Source organism: Luteimonas sp. R10, assembly GCF_045689605.1.
In the GTDB taxonomy this organism is placed as follows: domain Bacteria; phylum Pseudomonadota; class Gammaproteobacteria; order Xanthomonadales; family Xanthomonadaceae; genus Luteimonas.
The window spans coordinates 1,688,406-1,713,767 of record NZ_CP141262.1 but is presented as its reverse complement, the minus strand read 5'-3'; the positions used below and the strand labels follow the sequence as shown (position 1 = coordinate 1,713,767).

General features: G+C 69.9%; 27 protein-coding genes and 1 tRNA gene. 5 read left to right on the top strand and 23 right to left on the bottom strand.

The features are described 5' to 3' along the window. Positions 1–93: 93 nt before the first annotated feature. Both U3649_RS07180 and U3649_RS07175 read right to left on the bottom strand, forming a co-directional pair. Positions 94–1,071, bottom strand: a complete 978-nt coding sequence (locus U3649_RS07180) for an aldo/keto reductase (RefSeq protein WP_407354174.1) — start codon at positions 1,069–1,071, stop codon at positions 94–96. Between the two features lie 31 nt (positions 1,072–1,102). Continuing rightward, a complete protein-coding gene (locus tag U3649_RS07175) occupies positions 1,103–2,002 on the bottom strand; it encodes an EamA family transporter (protein ID WP_407354173.1) in 900 nt (299 codons plus the stop codon). Positions 2,003–2,067: 65 nt separating this feature from the next. Between U3649_RS07175 and U3649_RS07170 the strand changes: the two genes are divergently transcribed. Then, complete coding sequence (locus tag U3649_RS07170; RefSeq protein WP_407354172.1) at positions 2,068–2,643, top strand: CGNR zinc finger domain-containing protein; 576 nt, start codon at positions 2,068–2,070, stop codon at positions 2,641–2,643. Positions 2,644–2,660: 17 nt separating this feature from the next. Here the strand turns inward: U3649_RS07170 and U3649_RS07165 are convergent. The 12 genes from U3649_RS07165 to U3649_RS07110 all read right to left on the bottom strand — a co-directional run bounded on the left by U3649_RS07165 (position 2,661) and on the right by U3649_RS07110 (position 12,725). Further along, positions 2,661–2,736 (bottom strand) — tRNA-Lys (locus U3649_RS07165). A 157-nt stretch (positions 2,737–2,893) separates the two neighbouring features. After that, complete coding sequence (queC, locus tag U3649_RS07160) at positions 2,894–3,586, bottom strand: 7-cyano-7-deazaguanine synthase QueC (protein WP_407354566.1); 693 nt, start codon at positions 3,584–3,586, stop codon at positions 2,894–2,896. Positions 3,587–3,804: 218 nt separating this feature from the next. Continuing rightward, a complete protein-coding gene (queE, locus tag U3649_RS07155) occupies positions 3,805–4,485 on the bottom strand; it encodes a 7-carboxy-7-deazaguanine synthase QueE (protein WP_407354171.1) in 681 nt (226 codons plus the stop codon). 143 nt (positions 4,486–4,628) lie between these two features. Further along, positions 4,629–5,420: a tol-pal system protein YbgF gene (ybgF, locus tag U3649_RS07150; protein ID WP_407354170.1), complete on the bottom strand. Its 792-nt coding sequence runs from the start codon at positions 5,418–5,420 to the stop codon at positions 4,629–4,631. Between the two features lie 9 nt (positions 5,421–5,429). Next, complete coding sequence (gene pal / locus U3649_RS07145; RefSeq protein ID WP_407354169.1) at positions 5,430–5,942, bottom strand: peptidoglycan-associated lipoprotein Pal; 513 nt, start codon at positions 5,940–5,942, stop codon at positions 5,430–5,432. Positions 5,943–6,004: 62 nt separating this feature from the next. Beyond that, complete coding sequence (gene tolB / locus U3649_RS07140) at positions 6,005–7,324, bottom strand: Tol-Pal system beta propeller repeat protein TolB (protein ID WP_407354168.1); 1,320 nt, start codon at positions 7,322–7,324, stop codon at positions 6,005–6,007. Between the two features lie 186 nt (positions 7,325–7,510). Next, the gene (tolA, locus tag U3649_RS07135; RefSeq protein ID WP_407354167.1) at positions 7,511–8,467 is read right to left on the bottom strand and encodes a cell envelope integrity protein TolA; all 957 of its coding nucleotides are present in this window, start codon (positions 8,465–8,467) and stop codon (positions 7,511–7,513) included. After that, positions 8,467–8,904: a protein TolR gene (tolR, locus tag U3649_RS07130; RefSeq protein ID WP_407354166.1), complete on the bottom strand. Its 438-nt coding sequence runs from the start codon at positions 8,902–8,904 to the stop codon at positions 8,467–8,469. The genes tolA and tolR overlap by 1 nt, the downstream gene beginning before the upstream one ends. 51 nt (positions 8,905–8,955) lie before the next feature. After that, a complete protein-coding gene (gene tolQ, locus U3649_RS07125; protein ID WP_407354565.1) occupies positions 8,956–9,618 on the bottom strand; it encodes a protein TolQ in 663 nt (220 codons plus the stop codon). 270 nt (positions 9,619–9,888) lie between these two features. Then, the gene (gene ybgC / locus U3649_RS07120; protein ID WP_407354165.1) at positions 9,889–10,335 is read right to left on the bottom strand and encodes a tol-pal system-associated acyl-CoA thioesterase; all 447 of its coding nucleotides are present in this window, start codon (positions 10,333–10,335) and stop codon (positions 9,889–9,891) included. 61 nt (positions 10,336–10,396) lie between these two features. Beyond that, positions 10,397–11,440: a Holliday junction branch migration DNA helicase RuvB gene (gene ruvB / locus U3649_RS07115; RefSeq protein ID WP_407354164.1), complete on the bottom strand. Its 1,044-nt coding sequence runs from the start codon at positions 11,438–11,440 to the stop codon at positions 10,397–10,399. A gap of 271 nt (positions 11,441–11,711) precedes the next feature. After that, complete coding sequence (locus tag U3649_RS07110; protein ID WP_407354163.1) at positions 11,712–12,725, bottom strand: LLM class flavin-dependent oxidoreductase; 1,014 nt, start codon at positions 12,723–12,725, stop codon at positions 11,712–11,714. Positions 12,726–12,917: 192 nt separating this feature from the next. Here U3649_RS07110 and U3649_RS07105 point away from each other — a divergent pair, with 192 nt between their 5' ends. Together U3649_RS07105 and U3649_RS07100 are read left to right on the top strand one after the other, a co-directional pair. Then, the gene (locus U3649_RS07105) at positions 12,918–14,216 is read left to right on the top strand and encodes a TrkH family potassium uptake protein (RefSeq protein WP_407354162.1); all 1,299 of its coding nucleotides are present in this window, start codon (positions 12,918–12,920) and stop codon (positions 14,214–14,216) included. Beyond that, positions 14,209–14,880 (top strand): potassium channel family protein, encoded by a 672-nt coding sequence (locus U3649_RS07100; protein WP_407354161.1) that lies wholly within the window; start codon positions 14,209–14,211, stop codon positions 14,878–14,880. The genes U3649_RS07105 and U3649_RS07100 overlap by 8 nt, the downstream gene beginning before the upstream one ends. A gap of 100 nt (positions 14,881–14,980) precedes the next feature. Here U3649_RS07100 and U3649_RS07095 read toward each other — a convergent pair whose 3' ends face one another. From U3649_RS07095 to U3649_RS07070, 6 genes are all read right to left on the bottom strand, one after another. Next, on the bottom strand, positions 14,981–16,894 hold the full coding sequence (locus U3649_RS07095; RefSeq protein ID WP_407354160.1) for a potassium transporter Kup: 1,914 nt from the start codon (positions 16,892–16,894) through the stop codon (positions 14,981–14,983). Between the two features lie 27 nt (positions 16,895–16,921). Further along, the gene (ruvA, locus tag U3649_RS07090; RefSeq protein ID WP_407354159.1) at positions 16,922–17,512 is read right to left on the bottom strand and encodes a Holliday junction branch migration protein RuvA; all 591 of its coding nucleotides are present in this window, start codon (positions 17,510–17,512) and stop codon (positions 16,922–16,924) included. Positions 17,513–17,753: 241 nt separating this feature from the next. After that, complete coding sequence (gene ruvC / locus U3649_RS07085; RefSeq protein WP_407354158.1) at positions 17,754–18,314, bottom strand: crossover junction endodeoxyribonuclease RuvC; 561 nt, start codon at positions 18,312–18,314, stop codon at positions 17,754–17,756. Between the two features lie 87 nt (positions 18,315–18,401). Further along, on the bottom strand, positions 18,402–19,142 hold the full coding sequence (locus U3649_RS07080; protein WP_407354157.1) for a YebC/PmpR family DNA-binding transcriptional regulator: 741 nt from the start codon (positions 19,140–19,142) through the stop codon (positions 18,402–18,404). 125 nt (positions 19,143–19,267) lie between these two features. Further along, positions 19,268–19,912: an esterase/lipase family protein gene (locus tag U3649_RS07075; RefSeq protein ID WP_407354156.1), complete on the bottom strand. Its 645-nt coding sequence runs from the start codon at positions 19,910–19,912 to the stop codon at positions 19,268–19,270. Between the two features lie 94 nt (positions 19,913–20,006). Next, a complete protein-coding gene (locus tag U3649_RS07070; RefSeq protein ID WP_407354155.1) occupies positions 20,007–20,243 on the bottom strand; it encodes a DUF6289 family protein in 237 nt (78 codons plus the stop codon). Between the two features lie 199 nt (positions 20,244–20,442). Here U3649_RS07070 and U3649_RS07065 point away from each other — a divergent pair, with 199 nt between their 5' ends. Continuing rightward, positions 20,443–21,075, top strand: a complete 633-nt coding sequence (locus U3649_RS07065) for a glutathione S-transferase family protein (protein WP_407354154.1) — start codon at positions 20,443–20,445, stop codon at positions 21,073–21,075. A gap of 204 nt (positions 21,076–21,279) precedes the next feature. Here the strand turns inward: U3649_RS07065 and aspS are convergent, their stop codons facing one another. Continuing rightward, positions 21,280–23,040, bottom strand: coding sequence for an aspartate--tRNA ligase (gene aspS, locus U3649_RS07060; protein WP_407354153.1), 1,761 nt, complete (start codon positions 23,038–23,040; stop codon positions 21,280–21,282). Positions 23,041–23,161: 121 nt separating this feature from the next. On the opposite strand from aspS, the gene U3649_RS07055 reads away from it, so the two are divergent. Beyond that, positions 23,162–24,091: a DUF3011 domain-containing protein gene (locus tag U3649_RS07055; protein WP_407354152.1), complete on the top strand. Its 930-nt coding sequence runs from the start codon at positions 23,162–23,164 to the stop codon at positions 24,089–24,091. 25 nt (positions 24,092–24,116) lie between these two features. Here U3649_RS07055 and U3649_RS07050 read toward each other — a convergent pair whose 3' ends face one another. Both U3649_RS07050 and U3649_RS07045 read right to left on the bottom strand, forming a co-directional pair. Next, positions 24,117–24,473 carry an FmdB family zinc ribbon protein gene (locus U3649_RS07050; protein WP_407354151.1) on the bottom strand — a complete coding sequence of 119 codons (357 nt, stop codon included), beginning with the start codon at positions 24,471–24,473 and terminating at the stop codon, positions 24,117–24,119. A 130-nt stretch (positions 24,474–24,603) separates the two neighbouring features. Then, entirely contained in the window at positions 24,604–25,293 is a 690-nt protein-coding gene (locus tag U3649_RS07045) for a hypothetical protein (protein WP_407354150.1), read from the bottom strand. Positions 25,294–25,362: the final 69 nt, after the last annotated feature.

Here is a 25,362-nt window from a genome sequence, read left to right as displayed (position 1 = left end):
GCACCATGCGCTGAACGGCACGTCGCGGAGCCGACAGGCGGCCCGCACCGAACCCAATATGCGCCCGCGGATCCGGCGATTCAACGCCGGCCGTCACTCGTGACCGAGCACCCGGTGCGGCCGATAAGGCGCCTCCAGCTCCGCGCGTTCGTCGTCGCCCAGCGACAGCGAGACGGCGGCGACGGCCTGTTCCAGATGCGACAGCCTGGTCGCGCCGATGATCGGCGCCGTCACGCCGGGCTGATGCAGCAACCAGGCCAGGGCCACCTGCGCCGGCGCCACGCCGCGGCGGGCGGCGACGGCCGCGGCCCGCTCGGCCACCTGGAAGTCGGTCTCGGCGTAGTACATCCCGTGCGCGAGACGATCGCTTTTCGCACGGGCGGTCTCGCCACCGCCAGGCGCACGACCACCGGCGAGAAAACCCCGCGCCAGCGGGCTCCACGGCACCACCGCGATTCCTTCGGAGCGGCACAACGGCAGCATCTCGCGCTCCTCCTCGCGATACACCAGGTTGTAGTGGTTCTGCATGGCGACGAACCGCGCCCAGCCATTGCGCTCGGAGACCGCGAGCGCCTTCATGAACTGCCAGGCGTACATGCTCGACGCGCCGATGTAGCGGACCTTGCCCGCGCGCACCACGTCGTTCAGGGTCTCGAGCGTTTCCTCGATCGACGTTTCGTAGTCCCAGCGGTGCAGCTGGTACAGGTCGATGTAGTCGGTATCGAGCCGGCGCAGCGACGCGTCGACCGCATGCAGGACGTGCTTGCGCGACAGCCCGCGGCCGTTCGGGTCGTCGCTCATCGGGAAGTAGACCTTGGTGGCGACGACCACGTCCTCGCGGCGGGCGAAGTCGCGCATGGCGCGCCCGAGGATCTCCTCGCTGATGCCGCGCGAATACATGTCGGCGGTATCGAAGTAGTTGATGCCGAGTTCGAGCGCACGGCGGATGAACGGCCTGCCCTGTTCCTCGGTCAGGATCCAGTCCTTCGATTCTGGCGAGCCGTAGCTCATGACGCCCAGGCACAGGCGCGAGACCTTGAGGCCGGTACGTCCCAGATTCACGTATTGCATGATGCTCTCCTGGTCAAAGACGTCTGATCGTTCACGCGCGACCGCATGACCGCGGCTGGCGGTGGAGCGCGATGCCGAAGACGACGAGGGCGACGCCGAACGCCTCGGCCGGCGTCGGGATCTGGCGCAGCACGACGATCCCGACCACCACCGCGGTGGCGGGAAGGAGTGCGACGAACAGGGCATAGGTCGACCGGGGCAGGCGGGCCATGGCGAGTTGATCGAAGACGTAGGGGATGACCGACGAACTGATCCCGACGCCGATGCCCGCGGCCAGCGCGACCGGGTCGCCCAGCGCCGGCGTCGCCGCCATGAATCCGAGCGGCGTGATGACGATGCCGGCGACCAGCAGGGCGGCGCCGAGGCGGTCGATCGGGCTGGTGCCCGGATCCGCGCGGGCGACCCGGTGCGCCAGCACGATGTACAGCAGGAACAGGGCGGCATTGGCGAAGGCCCAGGCGAACGCCAGCGGATCGCCCGCGAGCCGCACGTCGGCCAGCAGCCAGACGCCGGCGACCGCGGACAGCAGCGCGGCGACGTTGCGGCCCGAGCGGCTGCCGGCCAGCGCCAGCACGATCGGGCCGAGAAACTCGATCGCCGCGACAGTGCCGAGCGGCAACCGGTCGATCGCGACGTAGAAGCTGTAGTTCATCAGCGCGAACACCACCCCGAGCGCCACCACCGCGCGTCGCGTGTCGCGACCTGCCGCGAAGAACGACCGCCAGGGCCTGCGCCACAGCGCGAAGACCGCGGCCGCCGAGACGATGCGCAGCCAGGCCACGCCGGCCACCGGCATGCGTGCGAACAGCAGCACGGCGAAGGACGGACCCAGGTAATGGAAGATCGCGCTGCCGACGAAATACGCATGGGCCGGCACCCGATCCGCAAGGCGGCCGGGGCTGGCGACTTCTTTACCATCAAAATACGTCATGACGGTAAGAATGGTGCGCCTCCAATTCTTACCTGTCAACGCGTCCTTGATGGTAATATCTGGTCATGCATGCCATCGCTCTCGATCCCGGCGACTATCGCGGCAGCTACAAGCTGGTCGGCGGCCGCCCATCACTGGACCTGGTGAACACCGTCAGCTGGCCCGCAACCGGGCACGCCCACGACTGGCTCGATTCCACCGCCAATCTGCAGCGCTGGCTGAAAGCTGTCGGGCTGCCGTCGCCGCCCGCAAGGAACTGCGAACTGAGCGCCGCGATCGAGATCCGCGAGATCCTGACGGCGGTATTGCGCCCCCTGGCGCACGGCGAACCGCCGCCGCGCGGCGCGATCGAGCACCTCGACGGCCTGGTGGCCGGCGCGGCGGCGCGGCGCACCATCGATCCTGCCACCTTGACCTGGCGCTGGAAGAAGCCAGCGGACACCGCCGACAGCCTCGCACCGGTGCTTCTGGATGCCGCCGGCCTGATCACCGCCGGCGACCGTGAGCGCCTGCGCTTCTGCCCGGCGTGCGACTGGCTGTTCGAGGACCAGACCCGCAACGGCCGGCGGCGCTGGTGCGACATGGCCGACTGCGGCAGCCGCGACAAGGCGCGCCGCTACTACCGCCGCACGCAGCAGTGAGCCTGTTTCGAAGGAGATGGTGGGTCGTGTTGGATTCGAACCAACGACCAGCGGATTAAAAGTCCGATGCTCTACCGACTGAGCTAACGACCCGTTGTCGAACGATCAAGCTGCCGCAGGCAGCGGCGGTCCTGTTCCTTCCGCGAGCGGAGCGCGCAGTTCCAAGCGGCCAGGCTGCGTCACCGGTGCCGCGCAGGCTGCGCATTCTAGCGCAACGTCGCGGCTCGACGCAGGCGGACGCCGCGCTTGTTCAGGCGTAGCGGGTCGGGTCTGCCACGCCTGCGGCGGCGAAGCCTTCGGCGCGAAGCCGGCAGGCGTCGCAACGGCCGCAGGCACGGCCCTTGGCATCGGCGCGATAACAGGACACCGTGGCGGCGAAATCCACGCCCAGCCGCAGGCCCTCGCGCACGATGTCGGCCTTGCCCAGGCGCAACAGCGGCGCGTGCACGCGGATGCCGGCGCCCTCCACCCCGGCCTTGGTGGCCAGGTTGGCGAGCGTTTCGAATGCTTCGATGAACTCCGGGCGGCAGTCCGGGTAGCCGGAGTAGTCGACGGCATTGACGCCGCAGAAGATGTCGGCCGCGCCCAGCACCTCGGCCCAGCCCAGCGCCACCGACAGCATGATCGTGTTGCGCGCCGGCACGTAGGTGACCGGAATGTCTTCGCTGCCCCGCTCCTGGCCGGTACGTTCCGGCACCTCGATGTCGTCGGTCAGCGCCGAGCCGCCGATCGCGCGCAGATCGACCTGCACCGTCTTGTGCGCGGCCGCACCCAGCGCCTGGGCGACGCGGGCGGCCGCCTCGAGCTCGGAAGGATGGCGCTGCCCGTAGGCGACGCTCAGCGCGTGCGCGACGAAGCCCTGCTCGCGGGCGATGGCGAGGACGACCGCGGAATCCATGCCGCCGGAAAGAAGGACGACGGCGTTGGGGCCGTGATTCGTGATTCGTGGTTCGTGATTGGTCAAAGCGGGGGCTCGTGATTCGTGATTCGTGATTCGTGATTCGTGATTGGTGATTGGTGATTGGTGATTGGTTAGGCAGGATTCGCGGTTTGGTCGTCGATCTAGGCTCCCGAGAACATGGATCCCGACCTGCGACGGGGTGACGATGAAGTCGGCACGCCTTAGCGAATCACCAATCACCAATCACGAATCACGGCCCCTCACCTTCCCGGCTCGTCGTTCCACAACAGCTTGTGCAGCTGCATCTGGAACCGCACCGGCAGGCGGTCGGCAACGATCCAGTCGGCGAGTTCGCGCGCGTCCAGCTGGTCCTTGCTGGGCGAGAACAGCACCTCGCAGCGCGCCGGCAGGTCATGCTCGCGCAGCACGTCGCGGGCCCAGTCGTAGTCCGCGCGCCCGCAGAGGACGAACTTGACCTGGTCGTGCGCGGTCAGCAGCGGCAGGTTCTCCCAGCGGTTGCGGTGCGCCTCGGCCGAGCCGGGGGTCTTGATGTCGAGCACCCGCGACACCCGCGGGTCGACCGCGCCGATGTCGAGCGCGCCGGAGGTTTCCAGCGATACACGGTAACCGGCGTCGCACAACCGCCGCAGCAGGGTGACGCAGCGCTTCTGCGCCAACGGCTCGCCACCGGTCACGCAGACGTGGCGCACGCCGTGGCCGGCGACCTCGTCGAGGATGGCGTCGATCTCCCACCATTGTCCGCCGTGGAAGGCATAGGCGGTGTCGCAGTACTGGCAGCGCAGCGGGCAGCCGGTCAGGCGCACGAACACGGTCGGCCAGCCGGCGTCGCGCGCCTCGCCCTGCAGCGACAGGAAGATCTCGGTGAGCTTGAGCCGGTCCGCCGCCACGGCGACGGCCGCATCGGTGGCGACGGCGTTCATGCGGGAATTGTAGAGCGGAGCTTGCTCCGCTGCTGCGGGCGCCGGCCCGGCGTTCACCTTGGGAGGAGCTTGCGGTACGGCCTTGGCTCCGGATGCATGCGCAGCGGAGCAAGCTCCGCTCTACGGCGTGCGGGTCAGCCGGGTCAGCGCAGCCTGCCCAGCTGGATCGCGCGCAGGCGGTCGTCGGCGGTGCGGGCGGCGTCGGTGCCGGGGAATTTCGAGACCACCTGCGACAGGGTGGACTCGGCCGCGTCGAGCTCCTGCTGCCCGTACTGCGACAGGCCGATCTTGAGCAGGGCGCCCGGTGCCTTGTCATGGGTCGGATAACGGTCGATCAGCGCCTGGAACTGCTGCTGCGCCAACTCGTAGCTCTGGGTGACGTAGTAGCTCTCGCCAAGCCAGTACAGCGCGTTGGGCGCGTACGAGCCGCTCGGATACTGGCGAAGGAAATCCTGGAACAGCTCCGCCGACCGGGCGTATTCCCCGGAACGCAATGCGTCGAAGGCGGTCTCGTAGGCGCCGCGCTCGTCGGCGCCCCGGGCGAGCAGGCCGGGATCGCCATGGATCGACGGCGCGTCGTCCGCGGGCGGCGGCGGCACCGGCAGCGATGCGCCGGCATCGCCCGCGGGCCCCGCAGGCAGCGCACCGCCCTGCTCCAGCCGGTTGAGCCGGCCGTCGATGTCCAGGTACTGGTCGCGGCCGGCGGCCTTGAGCTGTTCGTTCTGCTGCTGCAGCTCCTCCACCTGCGAACGCAGCGCCGTGACCTCCCGGCGCAGCTGCTCGAGCTGGTTGAGCAGGTCGACATTGCCCCGGTTTCCAGCGGCCTGCTGTTCCAGCGCCGCCACGCGGTCGGCCAGGCTGGCGCGCTGCGCGGAAACGGGTGCGGCGGCCACCAGGGCCGCCGCAACCGCGATGGGAACGATCAATCTACGCATGCGACCCGATCAACGCGCGGTGTAGACGATCTCGACGCGACGATTGCGCGCCCAGCAGTCCTCGGTCGACTCGGTGCAGGTCGGGCGCTCTTCGCCGTAGCTGACCACCGTCAACTGCGCACCGTTGCCGCCGTTGGCCTGCAGCGCCGAGGACACCGCGTTGCCGCGACGCTCGCCCAGGCCGAGGTTGTACTCGCGGCTGCCGCGCTCGTCGGCATTGCCTTCCAGGGTGATCCGGGACGACGGACGGTCGCGCAGGTACTTGGCGTGGCAGCCCATGATCGACTGGAACTCCGGGCGCAGGGCATCCTGGTCGAAGTCGAAGTAGACCACGCGCTGGCGCAGGCAGGCATCGCTGTCGAGGTCTTCGGGACCATAGACGCCCGAGGTGGGCTGCTGCGGCTGCGTGACGGTGCCTGTGTCGGTTGCCGGCGCCGGCGGCTCTTCCTTGACCTTCTTGGAGCAGCCGACAACGGCCACGCACAGCGCGGCGGCGATCAGGACTCGGGTGGTGGTGTTCATCTCATCGATCCCTAGTGATTGGAAGGGTGGTTCAGGTTGATGGTAACAATGTGCAGACCGTGTCAGCGCCGTTCCCGATAAGGACCCCAAGCCGGCTCCCGCACGTCGCCGTCGGCGAGCACGAGGCGCTGACGCACCCTGCCATCCGCGGAAACGGCGTACAACACCCCTCGTCGCCCCTCACGTGCCGCGTACAGGATCATGCTGGCGTTGGGCGCGAAACTCGGCGACTCGTCGAGTGAACCCGGCGACAGCGTGGACCAGCGCGGCGAACCGAGACTGCGATCCAGCACCGCAATACGGTACACGTTGCCGGCGCCCTGCGCTACGGCGATCTTCTGGCCGTCGTACGAGACGCTGGGGTCGGAGTTGTAGCTGCCCTGGAAGCTCACCCGGGTGGCGCCGCCGCCGCCAGCCGGGACCTGGTAGATCTGCGGCCGGCCGCCGCGGTCCGAGGTGAAATAGATGCTGCCGCCGTCCGGGCTCCAGGTCGGCGCGGTATCGATGCCGAAGTGGTTGGTGAGCTGGGTCAACGCCTTGCTGCCCAGGTCCATCACATAGATCTCGGGATTGCCGCTGCGCGACAGGGTCAGCGCCAGGCGGCGCCCGTCCGGCGAGAACGCCGGCCCGCTGTTGATGCCGCGGAAGCTGGACACCAGCTCGCGGCCGCCGGTGGTGACGTCCTGGATGTAGATCGACGAGTTGCCGCGCTCGAAGCTGACGTAGGCCAGCTTGCTGCCGTCGGGCGACCACGACGGCGACAGCAGCGGCTCGTTGGAGCGGACCACGGTCTGCGGGTTGTAGCCGTCGGAATCGGCGACGATCAGCGCGTAGCGCGCGCCCTGCCCCACGCCGGTCTGGGTGACGTAGGCGATCCGGGTCCAGAACGCGCCGCGCACGCCGAGGATCTTCTCGTAGATGGCGTCGGCCATCTGGTGGGCGACGTCGCGCATGGCGCTGGCGCGGCCGGTCATGGCCATGCCGATCAGCCGTTCCTGCTTGGCCACGTCGAACAACTCGTACTCCACCCGGTAGGCGCCGTCGCCGGCGTCGAGCACGCGGCCGACCACCAGGAAGTCCTGCCGCAGCATGCGCCAGGTGGGGAACTGCACCTCGCTGCCGCGGGTCGGGCGCTCGACGATGTCGCGTTCGGGCAGGGTACGGAACTGGCCGGACCGGTCGAGGTCGGCGCGGATCACCGCGGCGACATCGGTCTCCGGCGCGCCGGCCGAGCCCTGGTAGGGCATCGGCACCACGGCGATCGGCAGCGCCGAGGCATGGCCGCCGACGATGTCGATCTCGAGCCCCTGTTGCTGCGCCGCAGCAAGCATCGGCAGCGTCAGCGCGAACAGGGCGAACAGGCAGCGGGCAAATCGTTTCATGGGGACACCCGGTAAGGAAATCATGAACAAAGCGTTGGCGTCCAAGCTTGGACGGTCGGCATGCCTGCTGGATGAACGCAGACGTACTCGCAGCGGACCCGTAGAGCGGAGCTTGCGCCGCTGTGCGGGCTCCGGAGCCGGGAGCAGCGGAGCAAGCTCCGCTCTACGGTGGGTCGCGCCATCACGTTAGCGGTCCTGGGCCGTGAAATTGAGGTTCAGGCGGCGCGCGAAGACCGGCTCGAAGCCGCGATAGGGCAGCGGCTCGGCCTTGCGCACCGCGGCCTCCACCGAGCGCCGGCCCACCGTGTCGAACGGGCAGGACGGATCGAACTCCACGCTCATCACCTGCCCGCCGGGCAACTGGGTGATGTACAGCCGGCAGACCTGGCCCAAGGGCACGTTGTCGGGCCGGGTCCAGTTGCGGGCGATCGCCTCCTGCAGGGCGGCGGCATAGCGCGCCGCCAGGTCGCTGTCGCCGTCGGGCCGGCCGGGCGGCGGCGCCGCGGACTCGGCGGCCTGGTCGGACGCCTGGCGCGCGCGGGCGTCGGCGATCTGCTTGAGCTTCTGTTCGGCGAGTTCGGCCTCGCGGCGCATCTTCTCGCGCTCGGCACGCAGCTTCTTCAGTTCCTCTTCGCGCTGCTGGCGGGCCAGGCGGCGCTTCTGCTCGGCCTCCTCCTGCTGCTTGCGCTCGGTCAGGTCGATCTGCTCCTGGCGCCGGCGCTCTTCCTGCTCGCGCTCGGCGGTCAGTTCCGACTCGGCCTCGCGGCGGGCGGCGTCCTGGTCGACCGTGTCGGGCTCGGGCAGCGGGGCCTGCGCCTGCGGCTGCGGTTCGGCCGGCGCGTCCTCCGGCACCGGCTCGGGCAGCGGCTGCGGCAACGGAACGGCCTCCTCTTCCACCGGCTCGGGTTCGGGCTCCGGCAGCGGCGGTTCCGGCAGCGGCTCGGGCGGCGCCTCCAGTGCGCGCCGCTGCGCCGCCGACAGCGCATCGGGATCGAACAGTTCGGCGCTGACCGGCGAGCCGTACGCGGGCACCGCGTTGCTGCGGGTCCAGGTCAGCCCGAACACCAGCAACAACAGCAGGACGACGTGCAGCCCCAGCGCCAGGACGACCGCACTGACCGTATCGGCACGGCGTTGCTGCATCAATCGCCCGCCTCGAGCGGCCGGCTGAGCAGGCTGACCTTGGTCACTCCGGCTTCGTTGATGACGCCGATCGCGTCCATGATCCGCTGGTAGCTGGCGGCGCCGTCGCCGCGCACCAGGACCGTGGCCTCCGGATTCTGGCTGTGGATCGCGCGCAGGCGCGCCAGCAGGTCCTCGCGGCCGATCGACTGGTTCTGCTGTTCGATCATGAGCGCCATGGCGCCGTCGGGGTAGACGCTCACCACCACCGGATCCTTGGGCGTGGCCAGCGAGCGCGCGTTGGAATCGGGCAGGTTGACGTCGGTGCCGAGGTTGAGCAGCGGCGTGGTGACCATGAAGATGATCAGCAGCACCAGCATCACGTCGATGTAGGGAACGACGTTGATCTCGTTCTTGAGCTTGCGGCGCTTGCGGCGGCGCAGGACGGCGGCGGTCATGGCGATCCTCGGGAAGTCTGCGGGGTCAACGCGCGGGACGGCGGCACGGGGTCACTCGTCGCCGTGCGCCTGGCGCTCCAGGATCGATGAGAACTCCTCGGCGAACGCGTCGTAACGCCCGGCGATGCGCTCCACCTTGGTGGCGTAGCGGTTGTAGGCCCAGACCGCGGGGATCGCCGCGAACAGGCCCATGGCGGTGGCGATCAGCGCCTCGGAAATGCCCGGCGCCACGGTGGCGATGGTGGCCTCCCGCACGTTGGCCAGGCCGTGGAAGGACACCATGATGCCCCACACGGTGCCGAGCAGGCCGACGTAGGGCGCGATCGAACCGACGTTGGCGAGGAACTCGAGGTTGTGCTCGAGCCCGTCGAGCTCGCGCGAGCTGGCCACGCGCATGCCGCGCTGGGCGCCTTCCAGCTGCGCGCGGCTGTCGGCGGTGCGGCGCCCGCGCGGGCGCGAGAACTCGCGGAAACCGGCCTCGAAGATCGCCTCCAGGCCCTCGACCTCGCGGTTGCGCTCGGCGGCGGCGGCGTAGAGCTTGCTCAGGTCGGCGCCGGACCAGAAGCGCTCCTCGAAGCGGTCGGCCTCGCGCGCGGCGCGGTCGAGCATGCGCTTCTTGCGGAAGATGATCACCCACGAGGCGATCGAGGCGAACAGCAGCAGCAGCATCACCAGCTGCACCGGCAGCGAGGCGTGCAGCACCAGCTGCAGCATGTCCAGGTCGTTGCCGAGGGGCGCCGCCGCGGCGGCGCCGGTCTCGTTGGCGAGTTCGGTCGCGCCGGCCGCGGCCTCCTCGGGCAGAGGCTCGACCTGCGTGGCCTGCAGCAACATCGAAAATGGGGTCATGCATCCGCTCCTGGGTCAGGAATTCGACAACCGCGGCCGGTGCCGCGCACCGTCCGCCAACGCGGCGCCCCGCCCGCCGCGGCGGGATGGGCGCCAATGGAATCTCCGGCCTGGACGTCCTTGTTCAGCCCGCCTCGTTCAGTCCGCCCGGACCTGCAGCGACTGCAGCTCCCGATGCAGCGTCGCCGGAATCGCGCGCGGGCGGAACCCGCCGGCGTCCAGCGCGGCCACCCGCACCTCGGCGTCGAGCAGCCGCTCGCCGTCGCGCCCGATCGCCTGCTCGATCACCAGGCTGGCGCGCCGGCATTCCCGCAGCGCCACCGAGACCTGCAGCGCATCGTCCAGCCGTGCCGGCTTGCGGAAGTCGATCCGCATGGCCCGCACCGCGAACACCAGATCGTGGGACCCGCGCAGAAGTTCCTGGCCGTATCCGTGCGCGCGCAGCCATTCGGTCCGCGCGCGCTCGAGGAACGCCAGGTACTGCGCGTGGTACACCACGCCACCGGCGTCGGTATCTTCCCAATAGACACGTGTCGGCCAACTGAATAGCCGGGAATCGGGAATGGAGAATGGGGAATCGGGCATCAACAGCAATGCTCCTGTGCACGGCCGCGGCGGTACGACCGCCAAGCCCCGGAAGGATCCGTCAAAACAGCCCCTCCGAATCCCCAATCCCCAATCCCGAATCCCGCACCTTGGGCGCCAGCCCAAGGTGCCGATAGGCCTTGTGCGAAGCCATGCGTCCGCGCGCTGTGCGCACCAGGAAGCCCTGCTGGATCAGGTAGGGCTCGATCACGTCCTCCAGGGTGCCGCGCTCCTCGGAGAGCGCGGCGGCCAGCGAGTCGACGCCGACCGGGCCGCCGTCGAAGTTCTCGATGATGAGGTTGAGCAGGCGCCGGTCGAGATCGTCGAAGCCTTCCGGGTCGACCTTCAGCATCTGCATCGCCGCATGCGCGACCGCGTGGTCGATGTGGCCGCCGGCGCGCACCTGGGCGTAGTCGCGCACCCGCCGCAGCAGCCGGTTGGCGATGCGCGGAGTGCCGCGCGCGCGCCGCGCGATCTCGTCGGCGCCCTCGGCGGCGCAGTCGATGCCGAGGATCTTCGCCGAGCGGCGCACGATCCGGGCCAGTTCCCCGGCGCTGTAGAACTCCAGCCGCTGCACGATCCCGAAGCGGTCGCGCAGCGGCGCGGTCAGCAGGCCGGCGCGGGTGGTGGCGCCGATCAGGGTGAAAGGCGGCAGGTCGAGCTTAATCGAGCGCGCCGCCGGGCCCTCGCCGATCATGATGTCGATCTGGAAGTCCTCCATCGCCGGGTACAGCACTTCCTCGACCACCGGCGAGAGGCGATGGATCTCGTCGATGAACAGCACGTCGTGCGGCTGCAGGTTGGTCAGCAGCGCGGCCAGGTCGCCGGCCTTCTCGATCACCGGGCCGGAGGTGACCCGCAGGCTGACCCCGAGCTCGTTGGCGATGACGTGCGAGAGCGTGGTCTTGCCCAGGCCGGGCGGGCCGAAGATCAGCACGTGGTCGAGCGCCTCGGCGCGCTGCCTGGCCGCCTCGATGTAGATCGAGAGCTGCTCGCGGACCGGCTGCTGGCCGAGGTAGTCGTCGAGGCGCCTGGGCCGGATCGACGCCTCCACGGCCTCGTCCTCGCGGGTCGCGTCGGCGGCTATGATGCGGTCTTCGCTCATCCGGATATGGTCGCACGGGCCGGGGAGCGCGGCGAGCGCGGCCACCGCTGGGGATGATCTGCGGATAGAACGCATGCGCTCGGCTGCCAGGGTTCGCGGCGTCGCGACTTCCGTCGCTCCCACAAGGGCGGAGCGTCGCCCGGTATCGTTCCCGTGGGCGCGGCGGCGACATGCCGCCGCGGCGGTGGCGGGCGATGTTCTCCCGCCCATGTGGGAGCGACGGGAGTCGCGACCGGGAACCACTCGCCGCCGCGGAATTCCGGCGAGCGCCCTACGCCGGCGGTTCCAAGCCGCAGGCGGCGGCCGCCAGCGCGAAGCTCCGCAGGCGGGCGCCGTGGTCGAAGATGTTGGCGGTCAGCATCAGTTCGTCGGGGCGGTGCCGCGCGACGAAGGCGCGGATGCCGTCGCGCACCTGGTCCGGATCGCCGACCACCGCGCAGGCCAGGGACTGCCCGACCATTGCCTTCTCGGCCGGGGTCCAGAACGCCTCGATGTCGTCGATCGGGGGCGGGATCAGGCCCGGCTGGCCGCGGCGCAGGCGCACGAAACTCTGCTGCTGGGTGGTGAACAGTCGCCTGGCCTCGGCCTGGCCGGGCGCCGCGACCACGTTCAACGCCAGCATGGCGTGCGGCCGCGCCTGCCGCGGCGACGGCCGGAACTCGCGCCGGTAGACCGCCAGCGCCTCGTCCATCGCCGCCGGCGCGAAATGCGAGGCGAACGCGAACGGCAGGCCCAGCGCCGCCGCCAGGCGCGCGCTGAACAGGCTCGACCCCAGCAGCCAGACCGGCACGTCGGTGCCGGCGCCCGGGACCGCGCGCACCGGTTGGCCCGGCCGTGCCGGTTCGAAGTAGCGCAGCAGCTCGGCGACATCGTTCGGGAACGCGTCGGCGCTGTCGAAATAGCGCCGCAGCGCCCGTGCCGTGGCCTGGTCGGTGCCGGGCGCGCGGCCGAGCCCGAGGTCGATGCGGCCGGGGTACAGCGACGCCAGCGTGCCGAACTGCTCGGCCACCTGCAGCGGCGCGTGGTTGGGCAGCATGATGCCGCCGGCACCGACCCGGATCGTGCGCGTGCCGCCGGCGATGTGGCCGATCAGCACCGCGGTCGCCGCACTGGCGATGCCGGGCATGTTGTGATGCTCGGCCAGCCAGTAGCGGCGATAGCCGAGCCGCTCGGCATGGCGCGCGAGATCGAGCGCGTTGGCGAAGGCGGTCGGAATGTCGCTGCCTTCGACGACAGGCGCGAGATCGAGGATCGAACAGGGGACGATGGCGTGCGGCTCGTGCATGGCGCCCATTCTCCTGCGCGCACGGCCGCGGGTCACCCGTGCGGGCGGGACAGTGCGATCCGTGGGCCGGCCTCCGGCCCTCGGCGCGAGTGCCGGGCGCGGCGCCGTGGCACAATGCGCGCCGCTTCACGCCATCCGCCAGGTGGAGGGCACACATTGCAGCGGCAGGGAATCCGGCATCCGGCGCGGCTCGTGCCCTTGGCCTTCCTCGGCGCGATCCTGGTCGGCACGGCCTTGCTCATGCTGCCGGCGGCGCGTGCCGGCGAAGGCTCGGCGTCGCTGCTGACGGCGCTGTTCACCTCGACCTCCGCGGTCTGCGTCACCGGCCTGATCGTCGAGGACACGCCGCTGTACTGGTCGCTGTTCGGGCAGTGGGTGATCCTGGGGCTGTTCCAGGTCGGCGGCTTCGGCATCATGACCGGCGCGACCCTGCTCGGCCTGCTGGTCGCCGGGCGCCTCGGGCTCGGCACCCGCCTGGTGGCGCAGGCCGAAACCCGCAGCCTCGGCCTCGGCGACGTGACCGGCGTGCTCCGGCTGGTGCTGCTGGTGACCGTCGCGGTCGAGTCGCTGGCCACCGCGGCGCTGGCGCTGCGCCTGCACTTCGGCTACGGCGAGCCCTGGGGCACGGCGCTGTGGAACGGGCTCTTCCAGGCGGTCTCGGCGTTCAACAACGCCGGCTTCTCCACCTATTCCGACAGCCTCATGGGATTCGTGGCCGACCCGCTGGTGGTGGCGCCGATCATGCTCGCGGTGGTGCTCGGCGGCCTCGGCTTCCCGGTGCTGTACGAACTGCGGCGCCGACCCACCGGCTGGAGGCGCTGGTCGATCCACACCAAGATCACGCTGATCGGGACCGCGGTGCTGGTCGCCGGCGGCACCCTGGCGATCGGGCTGTACGAATGGCACAACACCGATACCCTGGGCCCGCTGGACGCCGGCGGCAAGCTGCTCGGCGCCCTGTTCCACTCGGTGACCGCCCGCACCGCCGGCTTCAACACCCTGGACGTGGGCGCGATGCGCGTGGAGAGCCTGGCGGTGAACTACGTGCTGATGTTCATCGGCGGCGGCAGCGCCGGCACCGCCGGCGGCATCAAGGTGACCACGTTCTTCCTGCTCGGTTTCGTGGTCTGGGCGGAGGTCCGCGGCGGCCGCGACACCACCGCCTTCCGGCGCCGCATCAGCCATGAAACCCAGCGCCAGGCGTTGACCGTGGTGCTGCTGGCGGTGACCCTGCTGGCGTTCGCCACCCTGGCATTGCTGAGCCTGACCGAGCTGCCGCTGCAGGCGGTGATGTTCGAGGCGATCTCAGCCTTCGCCACGGTCGGGCTGTCGACCGGCATCACCGCCGACCTGCCGCCCGCCGGACAGGGGATCCTGATCGTGCTGATGTTCGTCGGCCGCGTGGGTACCATCACCGTGGCCACCGCCCTGGCGTTGCGCAGCCGACGCCGGCCGTACCGTTATCCAGAGGAGCGCCCCATCGTTGGCTAGCAAATCCCCGATCCGCGGCGACAGCGTGGTCGTCATCGGCCTCGGCCGCTTCGGCACCGCGGTCGCCGAATCCCTGATCCGCCTCGGGCACGAAGTGCTCGGCATCGACGAGAACGCCGAGATCGTGCAGAAGTGGTCCGACCGCCTGACCCACGTGGTCCAGGCCGACAGCACCAGCAGCGAGGCCCTGCGCCAGCTCGGGGTCAAGGAGTTCGGCCGCGCCGTGGTCGGCATCGGCAGCGACATCGAGGCCAGCGTGCTGACGGTGCTGGCGCTGGAGGAGGTCGGCGTCACCGACATCTGGGCCAAGGCCACCAGCGCCAAGCACGGCAGCATCCTCGAGCGCACCGGCGCGCACCACGTGGTCTATCCCGAGGCCGCCATGGGCGAACGCGTGGCGCACCTGGTCACCGGCAAGATGATGGATTTCCTGGAGTTCGACGACGGCTTCGCCATCGCCAAGACCGGCACCCCGCGCGAGGCCGTCGGCAAGACCCTGAGCGAATCGGCGCTGCGCAGCAAGTACGGCATCACCGTCGTCGGCCTCAAGCGCACCCGCAACGACTTCACCTACGCCAAGGCCGACACCATCGTCGAGGACGGCGACATCCTGATCGTCTCCGGCACCACGGAGCGGGTGGAGAGGTTCGCGGCGTTGCCGTGAGGCCGGGATTGGGGATTCGGGATTCGGGATTCGCAAAGGCGGGACAACCTAGCTCTTCGCTCTTGCCAATCCCGAATCCCGAATCCCCAATCCCGGCTCTTCAGATCTCCACCTGCGTCCCCAGCTCCACCAGCCGGTTGCCCGGGATGCGGAAGAAGCCCGACGCCGGGGCGGCGTTGCGGTGCATCAGGCCGAACAGCTTCTCGCGCCAGAGCGGCATGCCGCGGCGCGCGGTCGCCACCACGGTTTCGCGACTGGTGAAGTAGGTGGTATCCATCGGGTCGATGCAGATGCCGCCCTCGATGTCGCCGGCCTGCATCAGCGCCAGCGGCACGTCCGGCGTTTCCATGAAGCCGAAGCGGATCAGCACGCGATAGAAGCCTTCGCCGATCCCCTCGATCTTCAGCCGCTTGTGCGAGTACGGCACGCTCAGCGTCTCCACCGTCAGGAACACGTTGCGCTCGTGCAGCACCTTGTTGTGCTTGAGGTTGTGCATCAGCGCGTGCGGCACCACGTGCTTGTCGCTGGTCAGGAACACGGCCGTGCCGGGCACCCGCGCCGGCGGCGCCAGCATCAGGCCGGGCAGGAAGGTATCCAGGCGGATGCCCTCCTTCTGGATCTCCTCGTGCAACACCGTGCGGCCGCGGCGCCAGGTGCGCAGCAGCGTGAACAGCATGAGGCCCAGCACCACAGGGAACCACCCACCCTGCAGGATCTTGGCGATGTTGGCGGTGACGAAGGCGGCGTCGATCACCAGGAACAGCACGCACAGCGGCAATACCCAGCGCCGCAGCCGCGGCCACAGCGCGCGCGCGACGATCGCCAGCAGCACGGTGTCGATCAGCATCGTCATCGACACCGAAATGCCGTAGGCGGTGGCCAGCGCCGAGGAAGTGCGGAAACCCAGCACCAGCGCCACCACGATCACCATCATCGACCAGTTGATCGCCGGGATGTAGATCTGGCCGATGGTCTCGCGCGAGGTGTGGAGGATCTTCATGCGCGGGATGTAGCCCAGCTGCATCGCCTGCCGCGCCACCGAGAAGCCGCCGGTGATCACCGCCTGCGACGCGATCACCGTCGCCGCGGTCGCCAGGACCAGCATCGGGATGCGCCCCCACTCCGGCACGCCGATGTAGAACGGATTGCGGATCGCGCTCGGGTCCTCGAGCACCAGCGCGCCCTGGCCCAGATAGTTCAGCATCAGCGACGGCAGCACGAAGAAATACCAGGCGTAGCGGATCGGCTTGGCGCCGAAATGCCCCATGTCGGTATAGATCGCCTCGCCGCCGGTCACCGCCAGGATCACCGCGCCGAGGATGAAGATGCCGCCCCAGGTGTGATCGACGAAGAAGCGCAGCGCCCAGACCGGGTTGACCGCGCTCAGCACCTCCGGCTCGTGCAGGATGTTGACCACGCCGAGCACGGCCAGGCTCAGGAACCAGGCCGAGGTGACCGGCCCGAACACGCGTCCGACCTTGGCCGTGCCGTAGCGCTGGGTGGCGAACAGCGTCACCAGCACCAGCAGCGACACCGGCACGATCCAGTCGTGCAACTGCGGTGCGATCACCTCCAGGCCCTCGACCGCCGAGAGCACCGAGATCGCGGGGGTGATCACGCCGTCGCCGAAGAACAGCGAGGCGCCGAAGATGCCGAAGATGCCGACCAGGTACGCCGACCTGGAGCCCTTCGCCAGCGACCGCTGCGCCAGCGCCATCAGCGCCATGATGCCGCCCTCGCCGTCGTTGTCGGCGCGCAGGATGATGGTGACGTACTTGGTGGTCACCACCAGCATCAGCGCCCAGAAGATCATCGACAGCACGCCGAGCACGGTGTCGTGGTCGGCGACCAGCCCGTAGTGCGGCGCGAACGCCTCGCGGATGGTGTACAGCGGGCTGGTGCCGATGTCGCCGAAGACGACGCCCACCGCGCCAACGGTCAGGCCGAACAGCCCGATGCCGCCGTGGCCATGCGAGTCCTGGCGCACGGAACCTTTGCTCGAACTGGAAGACATTGCGGCCGTGGCGACAGGTGGGGGCTGTCAGCGAAGCGCGGACTTTAACGCTTTTCGGATGATGATTTCAGCCGAATCGCCTTCGGCGGCGGCGGATTTGGCCATCTTCTGCGCCTCGGCCGGCTTGTAGCCGAGCTGTTGCAGGGCGATGGTGGCCTCCGACAGCGGGTCGGCCGGCGATGTCCCGGTGGACATCGCGCCACCGGCGCCGGCCAGGCCGGCGGCGCGGTCGCGCAGCTCCACCACCATGCGCTCGGCGGTCTTCTTGCCGATCCCGGGCACCCGCGTCAGCGCGGTCACGTCGCCGGCCTGGACCAGGCGCGCGAACTCGTCGACCGAGACCCCCGACAGCACCGCCAGCGCGATCTTCGCGCCGATGCCGCTGACCCGCTGCACGTCGCGGAACAATCGCCGCTCCGAATCGTGCAGGAAGCCGTACAGCGACACGCTGTCCTCCTTCTGCGCGTAATGGGTGAACAGCGACACCTCGCCGCCGATCGGGGGAAGATCGTAGAAGGTGCTCATCGGCGCCTCCAACTCGTAGCCGACGCCATGGACGTCGACCACCAGCCAGGGCGGCTGCTTGTGGACCAGGGTGCCTCTGAGACGGCCAATCACGAGTCGTTTCCTTCTTTGCTCTTTCCCCCTTTGAAAAAGGGGGATACCGGGGGATTTGCTTTCGGGTCCGGATGCGGCGCCAAAAGCAAATCCCCCCTGCCCCCCTTTTTCAAAGGGGGGAAAAGCGCAGGATGATCACTCCCCCCTTCCTTTGCTGTTCCTCCCCCTTTGAAAAAGGGGGATTGAGGGGGATTTGCTTTTCCCAAAGGGGGGAAACGCGGGACTGGAGCGGAGAAACCGATCATTTTCGGCCCCAAGCTTCGCGCGCGCCCACGCCCAGGCGCCGGGCGCTGGCGCTCACATGGGCGTGGGTGATCGCGGCGGCCAGCGCGTCGGCGGCGTCGGCCTGCAGCTTGCCCTGCAGGCACAGCAGGATGCCGACCATGTGCTGGATCTGCGCCTTGTCGGCGCCGCCCCGCCCCACCACCGCGAGCTTGACCTCCTTGGCCGCGTATTCGTGCACCGGCAGGTCGCGCATCACCGCCGCGCAGATCGCCGCGCCACGGGCGTGGCCCAGCTTGAGCGCCGCATCGGGGTTCTTCGCCATGAACACCTGTTCGACGGCGACCTCGTCCGGACGGTAACGCTCGATCAGCTCGCCCAGGCCTTCGAACAGCAGCTTCAGCCGCCCGGGAAAATCCGCCGCCGACAGCAGCTGCACCGGCGCATGGAAGACATGCGTCATCTTCCCGCCCGCCTCGACATCGATGATGCCGACGCCGGTGCGCTGCGAACCGGGGTCGATGCCGAGGATGCGCACCGAGGAGCCGTGATCGGTGATTGGTGATTCGTGATTGGTCATCAAAACCGCTGCACTGCCGTCGACCCGGACAGCATCCGGTGCAACCGCTCTTGCGAATCACCAATCACGAATCCCGAATCACGGCCCCTAGACATACGCCTCCTCGCCCAGCTCCGCGTTCGAATACACATCCTGCACGTCGTCCAGGTCCTCCAGCCAGTCGAGCAGCTTGGCGACCTGTTGCGCGGTCTCGCCTTCGACGGCGACGTCGTTGTCGGCGCGCCAGGTCACCTCGGCCTGCGCGGCCGCCAGGCCGGCCGCGGCCATCGCCTCCTTGACCTCGGCAAAGGCCTCCGGCACGGTCAGCACTTCGATCGAGCCGTCCTCGGGATACACCACCACGTCATCGGCGCCGGCCTCGATCGCCGCCTCGGTGATGCGCTCCTCGTCGGCGCCCGGTGGAAAGCTGAGCACGCCGAGCTTGCGGAACAGGAACGCCACCGAGCCGTCGGTGCCCAGATTGCCGCCGAACTTGCTGAAGGCATGGCGCACGTCGGCCACGGTGCGGACCTTGTTGTCGGTCAGGCAGTCGACCAGTACCGCCACTCCGCCGGGCGCATAGCCCTCATAGCGGATCTCCTCGTAGTTCACGCCCTCCAGCTCGCCGGTCGCCTTCTTGATCGCGCGCTCGACCACGTCCTTGGTCATGTTGGCGCCCAGCGCCTTGTCGATCGCGGTGCGCAGGCGCGGATTGGCGCCGGGATCGCCGCCGCCGCTGCGCGCGGCGACCGAGATCTCGCGGATCAGCTTGGTGAAGACCTTGCCCCGCTTCGCGTCCTGCGCGTTCTTGCGGTGCTGGATATTGGCCCATTTGGAGTGGCCGGCCATGGAAACCCGCGTGGCTGGAAAACAGGGGCGAATTATAGGGCGGGGAGCGAGGAACGAGTGGAGAGGAACGAGAAACGAGCGAATACCCGGAAACCGACTCGTTTCTCGTTCCTCATTCCTCGTTTCTAGAACCGTCCCTCGCGCAGGAACCTGGCGGCCCGTTCCGCGGCCTCGCGCGAGAACAGCAGGCCGCTGTGGCTGGCGTCCACCACCACGTGGTCGGTCAATCCCGGCGCGCGGGTCTCGGCCACCGCCACCGTGCCGTCGTGCGGGCCGTCGAAGCCGGCGAACAGCGCGCCGAGCCCGCGCGGCACGCGGCCGGCGATCATGCCGACTTCGGCGTCCGGCGGCCAAGCCGCGCAGCCGCGGCGCAGGAGCGCGCCACTGCGCCCCAGGTACAACGCGGTCGGCTTGCGCCGCGACAGCGCCTTCGCCGCGCCGCTGCCGCACAGCGGCGTGCCCAGGCAGACCACCCGACCGGGCGCCGGCCGCCGCGCGTCGGCCAGGGCCTGCAGCGCGACCAGCCCGCCCAGGCTATGACCGACCAGGTGCGCCCGGCCGCCGCCGTCCAGGCGCGCCACCAGGCGCCGCACCGTGGCGTCCGGGTCGCCGAGGATGCTGGGATAGCCGAGCAGTTCGGGAACGAAACCGGCGCCGCGAAGGCGTGCGGCGAACCAGCGCATCGCCGCGCTCGGCATCCACAGGCCATGCAGCAGGACCACGCGCTCGACACGCGCGGCCGCCGTTCCGGTTTGGTTCGCTTCCGGCATGCACGCATCCTAAGCGCGAACCGTTTCCCGGCGCCGCACCCGCGCTGCCGCGGGCCACGTCCCGCCGCGACGCGACGGAACGTGGCATTCCCGCTCAGTAGCAGGGATGGATGGTCATCGGGGTCGGCCGGCCGGACTCTCCCCATGTCACCATGGTGCCGTCGCACTCGATGCGGCCGCCGCCGATGGCATTGCCGCTGCTGTCGTAGCGGGTCCATTCGCCCCACTCCTTGCCCTGGATCGGGAACCGCGCGAACGCGGTCCCGGCCACGAACAGCACCGCGGCGGCGATGGCGAACGCGGTCAGGGCCCTGCGTAGACGGATCTTCATGGTGTGCTCCTCCTTAAGGACTGCGGACGATCCCCCCCGCGGGCAGGCTAACGCAGCCGCCGCCGGCGGCGGCGTCGCGAACGGCGAACCGGGTCGAGGTTTGGCGCACGCGCGGCCGCCCTTGCTCCCGCGATGCCGACGTCGATTCCCGTCCCGCCCGTTCGTCTTCAAGGGACACCCATCTGAGAGGACGCCCCCGATGAAACTCTACGGCTTCGGTCCGACCCGGTCCCTGCGCGCGCAGTGGGCGCTCCGGGAACTGGGCGCCGAGTTCGAATTCATTCCCGTCAACCTGGCCGCGGGCGAAGGGCGGACGCCCGAATTCCTCCGCCTCAACCCCGCCGGCAAACTCCCGGTGCTCGTCGACGGCGACCTGGTCCTGACCGAATCGGCCGCCATCGTCTTCTATCTTGCCGAAAAGTATCCCGGGCACGGCCTGCTCCCGTCCGACCTCGAGACGCGCGCGCAGGTCTATCGCTGGACGCTGTTCGCGATGACGGAACTGGAGCAGCCGCTCTGGCGCATGGCACGGCACGCGTTCCTCTATCCGGAAGACAAGCGCCTGCCCGCGGACATCGAACTCGCCCGCGGGGACTTCCGCGACATGGCCGCCGTCCTCGAGCGCCACATGGAAGGCCGCACCTACATCGTCGGCGACACCGTCACCGCCGCCGACTGCGTGACCGCCTACCTGATGGACTGGGCCAACGAGGAGGACCTGCTCGGCGATTTCCCGCGGCTGCGCGCCTACATGGACCGCATGTACGCGCGCCCGGCGGCACCGCAGCGGATCGCGCAGGCGTTCGCGGAGATCCAGGCGGCGTCGGCCTGATACCGCTCCGCGACCGGCGAATGACACGGCATCCTTGCCTCGTCGCTCCCGCGAAGGCGGGAGCCCAAGGACTTGCCGCGATCGGAGCGAAAGTCCATGGATTCCCGCCTTCGCGGGAATGACGAGCAAAAGCAGGACATCGCCGGTTGAGCAAGTGCCATTGGGGTATGACTCTTGTCCCCGGAAGGCTCATCCCTGGAAACGTCAGCCCTTGGGCCGCACCGCGACGTGCACTTCCGCCAGCTGCGCCTCGGGGATCGGCGACGGCGCGCCGGTCATCAGGCACTGGCCGCCGGTGGTCTTGGGGAAGGCGATGACGTCGCGGATCGAATCGGTGCCGGCCATCAGCGCGGCGATGCGGTCGATGCCGAAGGCGATGCCGCCGTGCGGCGGCGCGCCGTACTTGAGCGCATCGAGCAGGAAGCCGAACTTGGCCCGCGCCTCGCCGGCGCCGATGCCGAGCAGTTCGAACACCGCCGACTGCATGCTCGCGCGATGGATGCGGATCGAACCGCCGCCGATCTCGTTGCCGTTGAGCACCATGTCGTAGCCGCGCGAGACCGCGGTGTGGGCGTTCGCGCGCAATTCGGCTTCGTCGTCGACCGCGGGCGCGGTGAACGGGTGATGCAGCGCGACGTGGCGGTTCGCCTCCTCGTCCCATTCGAACATCGGGAAGTCGGTGACCCACAGCGGCCGCCAGCCGGCCTCGACCAGGCCGAAGTCCCGGCCGGCCTTGAGCCGCACCGCGCCCATGAAATCGCTCACGGTCGCGTACTTGCCGGCACCGAAGAACACGATGTCGCCGTTGCCGGCGCCGACGCGCGCGAGCAGCGCGGCGAACGCCTCGTCGGAGAAGAACTTGGCGACCGGCGACGACAGCTCGCCGCTCTCCGAGAACTTGGCGTAGGCCAGGCCCTTGGCGCCGAACTTGGCCGCGTGCGCGGCATACTCGTCGATCTGCTTGCGCGACAGCGCCGCGCCGCCCGGCACCCGCAGCGCGCAGACGCGGCCGCCGTCGACGCCGGCCCAGTCGGTGAAGACCTTGAACTCCGAACCCTTCACCTCGGGATCGACGTCGACCAGCTCCAGCGCGATGCGCAGGTCCGGCTTGTCGGAACCGTAGCGGCGCATCGCCTCGGCCCAGGTCATCCGCGGGAAGACGCCGAGCTCGACGTCCATCACCTCGCGGAACACGTCGCGCATCATCGCCTCGACCGTGTCCTGCACGTCCTGCTCGGACACCCAGGCGAACTCCATGTCCAACTGAGTGAACTCGAGCTGGCGGTCGGCGCGCAGCGCCTCGTCGCGGAAGCAGCGCGCGATCTGGTAGTAGCGGTCGAAGCCGGCCATCATCAGGATCTGCTTGAACAGCTGCGGCGACTGCGGCAGCGCGTAGAACTCGCCCGGATGCATGCGCGCCGGCACCAGGAAGTCGCGCGCGCCCTCGGGCGTGGCCTTGGTCAGGATCGGCGTCTCGATGTCCTGGAAGCCGCGCGCGTCCAGCCAGCGCCGCAACGCCTGCACCAGGCGGGTGCGGATGCGCAGCTTGGCCTGCATCTGCGGCGTGCGCAGGTCGAGGTAGCGGTACTGCAGGCGGATGTCCTCGCCCGGGTTCTCGTGGGCGTGGAAGGGCAGCGGCTCGGCCTTGTTGAGCACCTCGATGCGGCGCGCCACCACCTCCACCCGGCCGTTCGGCAGCTTCGGGTTGGGCGATTCGCGCAGCCGCACCTGGCCGGTCACGCGCAGGCAGTCCTCGTAGCCCACGCCGGCCGCGGCGGCGATCACCTCGGCATTGCCTTCGGTGCCGGCCTCGGGCTCGGCGACGACCTGGACGATGCCCTCGTGGTCGCGCAGGTCGATGAAGCACAGTCCGCCGAGGTCGCGGGCGACATCGGCCCAGCCGCACAGGGTGACGGTCTGTCCGACCAGCGCCTCGTCGACGAGGCCGCAGTAATGGGTACGCATGGAGACTCCAGGGAGCGAAGGCGGTCCCGCTTTTCGGGGCGGGAAACGCGCTATTTTAGCGGCAGGCCGCCGGGTCGCGTCGCCGCGGCTGCGCCGGCCGCCGCCATCGGAGGGAATCGCCATGTACCGCCTGTCCGGATGTCTCCTGCTCCTGGCCCTGGTCGCGTTCGGCGGTTCGCCGCTGCACGCCCAGCCGCAGACACGCGCCTACGCGCCCGAGAACCTGCGCGAACTGCCGGTCCGCGACCAGGAGCGCGTGATCGCGCTCGAATACTCCGACCAGTCCCGCGGCCGCCGCATCCCCGACGACCAGCTGCGGTTCTACCTCGACCAGGTCAACCGCTCCAACTGGACCTTCAGCCGGATCAAGCAGGACATCGCCCGCTCGCTGGCCGGCACGCCCGGCGGCCCGCGGCCGCCCGTCCGGCCGGGCAACACCATCCGCTGCGAAAGCGACGATGGCCGCTCGCGCACCTGCCCGACGCCGTGGCGCGGCCCGTCGCGGCTGGTCCGGCAGCTGTCCTCGGCGCCCTGCGTCGAGGGCCGCACCTGGCACTCGCAGGCCGGTCGCGTCCAGGTCGGCAACGGCTGCCGCGCGGAGTTCGCCGCCGGCGCGCAGGTCCGGCCGCCGGTCGCCGGCGACCGCGTCACCTGCGCCAGCGAGGGCGGGCGCTTCCGGACCTGTCCCTGGAATGCGGCGGCGGGCCGGCCGCGGCTGCTTCGACAGCTTTCCGGCCAGGCGTGCGTGCAGGGCCGCAGCTGGGGCTACGATCGGCGCGGGCTGTGGGTCGACGCCGGCTGCCGGGCCGAGTTCGGCAGCGGCAACGGTAGCGGCCCGGGGCCGCGCCCGCCCACGAATGGCTACAACGTGACCTGCGCCAGCGACCACTTCCAGCGCACCACCTGCGCCTGGCAGGCCGGGCGCGGACGGCCGCGGATGATCGAGCAGCTGTCGGACCGGCCGTGCGTGGAAGGCCGCTCCTGGGGCTACGACGGCGGCGCGTCGCTCTGGGTCAGCGGCGGCTGCCGCGCCCGCTTCGGCGTGCGCTGAGGCGCGGACGCCCTTCGCGCCGGCGTCAGGCGCTGGCGGCGGGGGCCGGCTTGGCCGCCGCGGCCGGCGCGGGCTTGGCGTCCGGCTTCGCGGCGGCGCCGTCGGTCTTCGCCGCGGGCGCCTTGGCATCCGCCGCCGGGGCCGGCTCCGGCTTGGCCGCACCCTCGCCGCCTTCGACCAGGTTGCGCTTCTTCTCGCCGTCCCTCTTGAAATCGGTCTCGTACCAGCCGCTGCCGGACAGGCGGAACGCCGGCGCGGTCAGCTGCCGCTTCACCGCGTCGGCGGCACAGGCGGGACAGGCCTCGGGATCGGGGTCGGACAGCTTCTGCAGACGGTCGAAGTCGTGGCCGCAGGCGGCGCAGCGATAGGCGTAGATCGGCATGGCGGTGCACTCGTGGAGTCTGCGCGCATTGTGGGGCCGGCGGCCGGCGAATCAAGCGGCAGGCGCCGCGGCGGCACGCCCAGCGTCACCGACGCCCCACGGAGCCCGCATCGCGCGCTCGTACGCCCGCTCAGTCGCCCCAGGGCGCGGGCGGCGGGTCCACCGGCGCGGTCAGGTCGAACTCCACCTGGAACAGGCGTCCGTCGGGACGGCCGAGTTCGTAGAGGAAACGCCGCTCCGGCTCGATCTCCATCGCCCAGGTGTTGGCGACCGAAGCCTCCAGGCCTTCGCGCTCGAACAGCGCGATCGATTCGGCATCGGCCGGGAATTCCTGCCGCTGCGCGCTGCCGTCGTCGACGGTATCGCCGCCGTACATCGTCACCGCATCGTCGCTGCCGTCCTCGTGGCGATGGTCGTGCTTGAGCCGCAGGCCGGTGCCGGTGCGGGTCAGGACCCAGGTGCGCGAACGGTCGTCGCCGACGTGGAACGGCACGTGCAGTTCGCGCCCCGGATCGTCGCAACCGCGTACATGCATCACTAGCGGCTTGCCCTCGAAGGCATCCGGCTCGGCCGATCGCGGCTCGTTGGCGACGATGCGGCCGGCGAAAGCCTGGCCGCAGTGCCGGGCCAGGTTGACGAGGAATTCGTCGGCCGGCGCGGCACCGCGCGGCTGCGCCGGGTCGTACGACTCCTCCGCGGCGGCATCGGCCCTGGCGGCGGCACCGTCGTCGGAATCGGCGTCGGAAGAGCCGATCCGGATGCAGGCCGACAGCGCCAGCACGAGAACGGCGACGGATACACGGGCGACGGGCTTGTTCATGGCCGTACCGTAGTCGCGGCGGCAGCGCGGAGCAAGCACGGCCGCGGGTGCCCTGAGCCCGCCTCCCGA